Source organism: Mesorhizobium vachelliae (genome assembly GCF_033977325.1).
In the GTDB taxonomy this organism is placed as follows: domain Bacteria; phylum Pseudomonadota; class Alphaproteobacteria; order Rhizobiales; family Rhizobiaceae; genus Mesorhizobium; species Mesorhizobium vachelliae.
This window is the reverse complement of the sequence record NZ_JAVIIR010000023.1, coordinates 55482-61481: the sequence shown is the minus strand read 5'-3', so window position 1 is coordinate 61481 and position 6000 is coordinate 55482. Positions and strand designations below refer to the sequence as shown.

The following is a 6000-nucleotide window of genomic DNA, read 5'->3' as shown; positions in this document are numbered from 1 at the left end:
CAGCCAGCCAGGCTGCACCTCGACTATCTTGCCGTTGATCGGCAGGCACTGCAAAACCGACTGCGGGGCTGATGTCGGCCTCTGCTGGTCAAAAAGCGATATACCGACCGACGTGTTGTGGAATCCCAGCCTGATCCCGGAGCCGCTGTGCGCCATCGCTAAACCTCCCACGAAGAGGTCAAGCTTCCAATGTAATGAGTTTCAGTTCCAGATTTGATTTAGGGGCCTGCCTAGGAGATCGGTCATCAGCCGATAGTTTTCCGCTCGTGTCTGATTCTTCTTGCCACGATCGCAGGGCTGAGAGCCTGCGTGCAAGCTCTCGGACTTGCACTTCTGTGCGGATCCACTTTATTTCGGGGCGTCCTTGGGGAGCAAGAAGCCTGTCGCCTGCCCACTTATCTGCTTCAGCTTCTGCGCCAGTCGTGACGGGCAGCACGGGCGCAGACCTCCCCGCAGTAGCGCTGTCCGCGGTCGCAACTGCGGCAGATCGTTACCTGCGAACGGCAGCGGCCGCACAGAAAGAAGCGGCCCGTGAACATCCGCGACGGTCCTTTCGGAGCGCCGCTGGGAGTTCGGGGAAAAGGTCGACGGAATGCGCTGACAATGCGATAATGCAGGTCGCGCACCGTCAGTGGAGCGTGACACCGAGCCTGGACTTGCCAGTTGAGATCGGTGTTGCGCCGGATTGTTTCTGCGGCGCTGATTACCCGCAGATCTACCACAAGGCAGGCGCATGGCGGGGTAAGTCGAAAGCCGCCTCAGGGCGACTGGAGACGTGCCCCGCGTCTATCCCCTTCTCAACCTCAGATGATCAGCACCGCCCCGCAAAGGCGGTCGCCCGCTACAGCGCTAGTTGAAGAGCGCGCGGGCGACCGCCTTTGCTCTCTCCAGCGCTTCAGCTCGCGTGTCATCGTTTATCAGCGGTTTTCGACCGTCGTCGACAACAGATGACAAACCGCTCAGCGGCAGCGTAGGATCGTTCATGGCGGGTGTGGTCTCCGGGAATGGCGAGGATCGGCGTAAGCAACCAAATCCTACGTCATTTCAACGGCTTGCACCACATCCGCCAACCCCCATGCATTATCCGGGCTAGAAGCGATGCCATGGCGCGATACAACGACGCACTCGATCATGTTCTCAGGTCCGCATCCAATCAAAGGCGATTAGCTTCCGGCTTGTGCAATGCACTTGATTCAGTAGAGAGAGGGCCGAAGTCGCAGAAATCAATTTACCGCCTTGCATCGGGTTCAATGCGGGTGACCACCTGATAAAACCGTCTTTGCCACCCTAATGAGGGGTCCCGTCAGCCAGGAAAAGCCGTAACGTTAGCTGCACTTCCGGCGGCTCAGGTCCCCCACGGCCGTAGGCTGTGCGAACTAGCCAGGAGAATAGATCCGGCACGAAGAGCGAATTTCAGCTGTCATGCCAGTCGGCCACTTCCCGACAAATTGACTGACGGGCAGTGCCGATCGCCATGCAAGCCGAGACAATCATGAGCAAACACAAAGACCGTCGCAAGTCACGTCGCGATCGATATGACGACGAGCCCTTTTTTTCAGAACTGCACCCGGAGCCCAGTTATTTTCAGCGGCAGTCAGCCGGCACCTCGAACTGCGTCACGCCGAGGTGAAGTGGTTCAATGCCAGCAAAGGTTTCGGCTTCGTTGCACTCGCCGACGGCGCTGACGCATATCTTCATATGCGGGTGGTGGAGGCGGCCGGATGGCCGCAGTGTCTCAGAGGGCGCGCATCTCAAAGTTATCCTAGAGGAACGGCCAAAGGGCCGTCAGGTGGCGCAAAATTGTAGAGGTCATGAAAGCATCAACTCCTCAGCGTGTAGCGGACCGATCCAGTGTTGGACTGGGCCCCCAGTCGGGGGTCTCAGGCACCGTTAAGTTTTACAATCCTGAAAGGGGCTTGGGCTTCATTGCACCTGAAAGCGGCGAGAAGGATATCTTCGTTCACGCCTCCGCGCTGACGCGGTCTGGGCTCGCTGCGCAGGTTGAAGGTCAAAAAGTATTCGCCGAATGCGCGGCAGGCAAAAGAGGTCTGGAGCGCATTCGGCTCGCATAGCTCATCGCTCGGGCAGCCGATTCTTATTCTTGGTAAGGAGCCCGCTGCCGGAAGGCGACAGCGGGCTCGCATCGAAAACAGCGCACGAAGGGACAGCGCTGAATTCACGCCGGCATGCACTTCATGGACGTGCAATGCCGACACCGGGACCTTACAGGCCGAAGAGCTCATCGCAATGCACAAAATCTTTTCGCATGTGCGAAATTGTCAACACCTCAGTTGCGCCAGGAATAATTATTCGCTGAACAATTGAGGCTCTCGCGTAGCCATCACGGTGCCCAGTATTTTGTTGTTGGTCTGATAATTGCGTCGCGCAGAGGAACTGGCTTGGGAGGTGGGAGAAATGGATCCAAGATGCGGTTGTCCCTATCGGCGCCCTCCACGTGCAGAGGAAATGGCTACCAGCTAGGATACTGTTCAGCGCCTAAACTGCCGATATGTGGAGCTTACTGGGCGCCGTCCGGCCAACTTGAACACAAGGTATCGGACCCAAACTTCACGTCGAGTACGTGGTAAAAGCGGCGACTTTGAACATTGCGCAGGGCCTGGGCGTTCTTGGTCTGCGTTCGGTTGGGCAGGCAAATTACATGGCGCGCAGATTGCTTCGCATGGCGCAGCTGCGAGGAACTTACCCCCATTCACCGAGACACAGGAGTATCGCTGGCCGGCTATCTGGAAGCACTGCCAGAGCAGCTCCGGTTCGGAGGGAGCACCCGCTTGGTGGTGCTCTCGCCTTCGAGGCTGACACGCTGATTTAGCCCAACTGATGCTGCAGAAGGGGTGGGGGGACCGTGTCCGCTACCGCCGGCCAAATACATGAGCGATACCGCACCAGCTATGCTGGCCCCGGTTCGGCAGCGTGAACAGCAATCCGTGCCGAACCATCGCTGCCGTGCAATCGCATCGGCCAAGGCCGGGGAGTGGTATCCGACAATGTCCGACAATGGACAGGTCAGTTTGCGTGCGGAAGCGTTGCTCTGGAAGTCGTTTCTGCTTGGCACGTTCCATGCTTACCCGATCTGTCGAACGTGTAGCGCACCAAGGAGCAGAACAGATTCATGACCATATTCGCTGCAAACCCCGGCGGCTGGGTTTCCAAGACCCTGCTGATAACCATCTTAGCCTTCACCGGGATCAGGTCGCCAATGGCCGGCGAAGAGTCGCCATCCGATTTCCTACTCCACAATGGCATGGAAGTGGTCGTCATTCCTGACCATCGCGCCCCGGTCGTCACCCACATGATCTGGTACAAAATCGGCAGCGCCGACGAGCCGCCCGGCAACTCCGGCATCGCGCATTTTTTCGAGCATCTGATGTTCAAGGCGACCGCCAATCACGCCGCCGGCGAGCTCGATCGTGCGGTGTCCGAGATCGGCGGCTCCAAGAATGCCTTTACCTACTACGACTTCACCGCTTTCCACGAGACAGTGCCGTCCTCGGCGCTCGAGCAGATGATGGGTTTTGAGGCCGACCGCATGCGCAACCTCGTCCTCACCGACGACGTCATCAAGACCGAGCGCGACGTGGTTCTCGAGGAGCGCCGCTCGCGCATTGAAAATAATCCGCAGGCGGTGCTCACAGAGGAGCTTGATGCGACGCTCTGGCAGAATCAGCCTTATCGCATCTCGGTGGTCGGCTGGATGCAGGAAATACAACAGCTCAACCGAGAGGACGCGAAGGCGTTTTACGACGCCTACTACCACCCAAATAACGCGGTGCTGGTGGTGGTGGGCGATGTCGATCCCGACGCCGTGAAGGCGATGGCCGAAAGGACCTACGGCAAGATCGCGCGTGGACCGGATCTGCCGCCGCGCATCCGTCCGGTCGAACCCGAGCAGAACACCAAGCGCACGGTGACGCTCGCCGACGCGCGGGTTTCGGTGCCGAGCTTTTCCACGCAATGGGTGGTGCCGTCCTATCACACGGCCAAGCCCGGCGAAGCGGAGGCGCTCGACCTGCTGGCCGAGATCCTGGGCGGCGACAACCACAGCCGGCTTTACCAGGAGCTCGTCGTCAAGCAGGGGATCGCCTCTGACGCGGCCGCCTACTTCCAGGGCACCATGCTCGATGCCACCAACTTCACCGTTTATGGCGCGCCGCGCGGCGACGCCAGGCTTGCCGATGTCGAGGCGGCCATCGATGCCGAGATCGCCCGCGTCGTCAAGGACGGCGTGACCGAAGACGAGCTGGAGCGGGCCAAGACCCGCTTTGTTCGTTCGATGATCTTCACCCGCGACAAGCAGGACGAAATGGCCAAGATGTACGGCTCGACGCTCGCCACCGGCGGCAATGTGAAGGATGTGCAGGAATGGCCCGACCGCATCCGCAAAGTGACAGCCGCAGAGGTCAAGGCGGTTGCCGCCCGCTACCTCGTGCTCGACCACTCGACCACCGGCTATCTTCTGCCGCAGCAACAGGCGGGGAACTGATGATGAGCCTGGTCCTTGAACGGATGAGCAGCGTTCTTTCCCCCGCAAGGGGAGAAGAAAAGGTGGCGCGCGCCATCGCCACTCTGTGCATTGCCCTGTTCTTCCTGTCGCTGCCGGCGCTTGACGCGCGCGCCGAGATGAACATCCAGGAGGTGAAGTCGAAGAAGGGCATCACCGCCTGGCTGGTGGAAGACCATTCGATCCCGCTGGCCGCCATCCGCTTTGTCTTCGACGGCGGCAGCGCGCAGGATCCCGCCGGCAAGGACGGTCTGGTCAATCTGATGACCGGCCTGTTCGACGAAGGCGCCGGCGACCTCGACAGCGATGCCTTCCAGCTGAAGCTCGACGATGCCGGCGCCGAGATGAGTTTTGAGGCGGCGCGCGACGGCACCTATGGCTCGATGCGCATGCTGTCCGACCAGATGGACGAGGCGTTCGGCCTGCTGAAGCTGGCGGTGAACAGCCCGCGCTTCGACCAGGCGCCGATCGATCGCATCCGCGCCCAGGTGCTCTCCGGCATCCTCGCCAACGAGCGCGACCCCCACACGGTGGCGCAGCAGCGCTGGCTGCGCGCGATCTATGGCGGGCATCCCTATGCGCGGCCGTACCAGGGCACCAAGGAGAGCCTCGCCACCATCACCGCTGACGACCTCAAGGCCTTCCGCAAGGCGACTTTCGCCCGCAGCGGCCTGCATGTGGCGGTGGTGGGCGATATCGACGCCGCGACGCTGAGCGGCAAGCTGGACGAGGTGTTTGGCGACCTGCCGGACAAGCAGACGCTGGCTCCCGTGGCCGACGTCAAACCCAAGCTCGGCCAGCAGCTCGAGATCAATTATGACCTGCCGCAGACCTCGCTGCAGCTTGCCTGGCCCGGCGTGAAACTGAACGCGCCAGATTTCTTCGCTGCCGCGCTGCTGAATGAGATCCTCGGCGGCTCGACCTTCACCTCACGTCTCTTCGAGGAGGTGCGCGAGAAGCGCGGCCTTGCCTATGGCGTCAGCTCGAAGCTCGTCGATCATGAGCATTCCAACGCGCTGCTGGTGACGACCGCGACGCGCTCCGATCGGGCCGCCGAGACGCTTTCGATCGTGCGCAAGGTGGTGAAGGAGATGGCTAAGAACGGGCCGACCGAGGAGGAGCTCGCGACGACCAAGAAATACCTGATCGGCTCGTTTGCGATTAAGTACCTCAAGTCTTCGGATTCGATTGCGGCGACACTGGTCAGGCTGCAGCGCGGCAATCTGGGCATTGACTATATCAAGCGCCGAGCCGCGCTGATCGACGCGGTGACTCTGGAGGATGTCAGCACGGAGGCGAGGAAGCTTCTGTCGGCTGATCCGACCGTCATGATCGTCGGGCCGCCGCTCAACCGATATTAAAGGATGAGCGGCAGCTTCCTTGCTGGTTAGCAAGGCATCGCTTCAGCTTGCATCACCTGCCTCCTGGCGCTAATGCCGCCCTCTTGCTGCGGCGTATGCCTACGACAAAAAATGCGGGCG

General features: G+C 60.5%; 5 protein-coding genes. 4 read left to right on the top strand and 1 reads right to left on the bottom strand.

Going from position 1 to position 6000, the window contains the following annotated elements; all coding sequences use genetic code 11:
• Nucleotides 1-849: 849 nt before the first annotated feature.
• Nucleotides 850-984: a hypothetical protein gene (locus RFM41_RS31325; RefSeq protein ID WP_320229398.1), complete on the bottom strand. Its 135-nt coding sequence runs from the start codon at nt 982-984 to the stop codon at nt 850-852.
• A 642-nt stretch (nt 985-1626) separates the two neighbouring features.
• Here RFM41_RS31325 and RFM41_RS31320 point away from each other — a divergent pair.
• The 4 genes from RFM41_RS31320 (at nt 1627) to RFM41_RS31305 (ending at nt 5880) form a co-directional block, all read left to right on the top strand.
• Nucleotides 1627-1806 (top strand): cold-shock protein, encoded by a 180-nt coding sequence (locus RFM41_RS31320; protein ID WP_320229397.1) that lies wholly within the window; start codon nt 1627-1629, stop codon nt 1804-1806.
• A gap of 5 nt (nt 1807-1811) precedes the next feature.
• On the top strand, nt 1812-2072 hold the full coding sequence (locus RFM41_RS31315; RefSeq protein ID WP_320229396.1) for a cold-shock protein: 261 nt from the start codon (nt 1812-1814) through the stop codon (nt 2070-2072).
• 1058 nt (nt 2073-3130) lie between these two features.
• The gene (locus RFM41_RS31310; protein ID WP_430691586.1) at nt 3131-4501 is read left to right on the top strand and encodes a M16 family metallopeptidase; all 1371 of its coding nucleotides are present in this window, start codon (nt 3131-3133) and stop codon (nt 4499-4501) included.
• On the top strand, nt 4501-5880 hold the full coding sequence (locus RFM41_RS31305; protein ID WP_430691587.1) for a M16 family metallopeptidase: 1380 nt from the start codon (nt 4501-4503) through the stop codon (nt 5878-5880). The genes RFM41_RS31310 and RFM41_RS31305 overlap by 1 nt, the downstream gene beginning before the upstream one ends.
• Nucleotides 5881-6000 lie beyond the last annotated feature (120 nt).

Bases quoted from the DNA above. Each gene is read 5' to 3' on its own strand.
- RFM41_RS31325 (WP_320229398.1), bottom strand. From the start codon at position 984: ATGAACGATCCTACGCTGCCGCTGAGCGGTTTGTCATCTGTTGTCGAC.
- RFM41_RS31315 (WP_320229396.1), top strand. From the start codon at position 1,812: ATGAAAGCATCAACTCCTCAGCGTGTAGCGGACCGATCCAGTGTTGGA.
- RFM41_RS31310 (WP_430691586.1), top strand. From the start codon at position 3,131: ATGACCATATTCGCTGCAAACCCCGGCGGCTGGGTTTCCAAGACCCTG.
- RFM41_RS31305 (WP_430691587.1), top strand. From the start codon at position 4,501: ATGATGAGCCTGGTCCTTGAACGGATGAGCAGCGTTCTTTCCCCCGCA.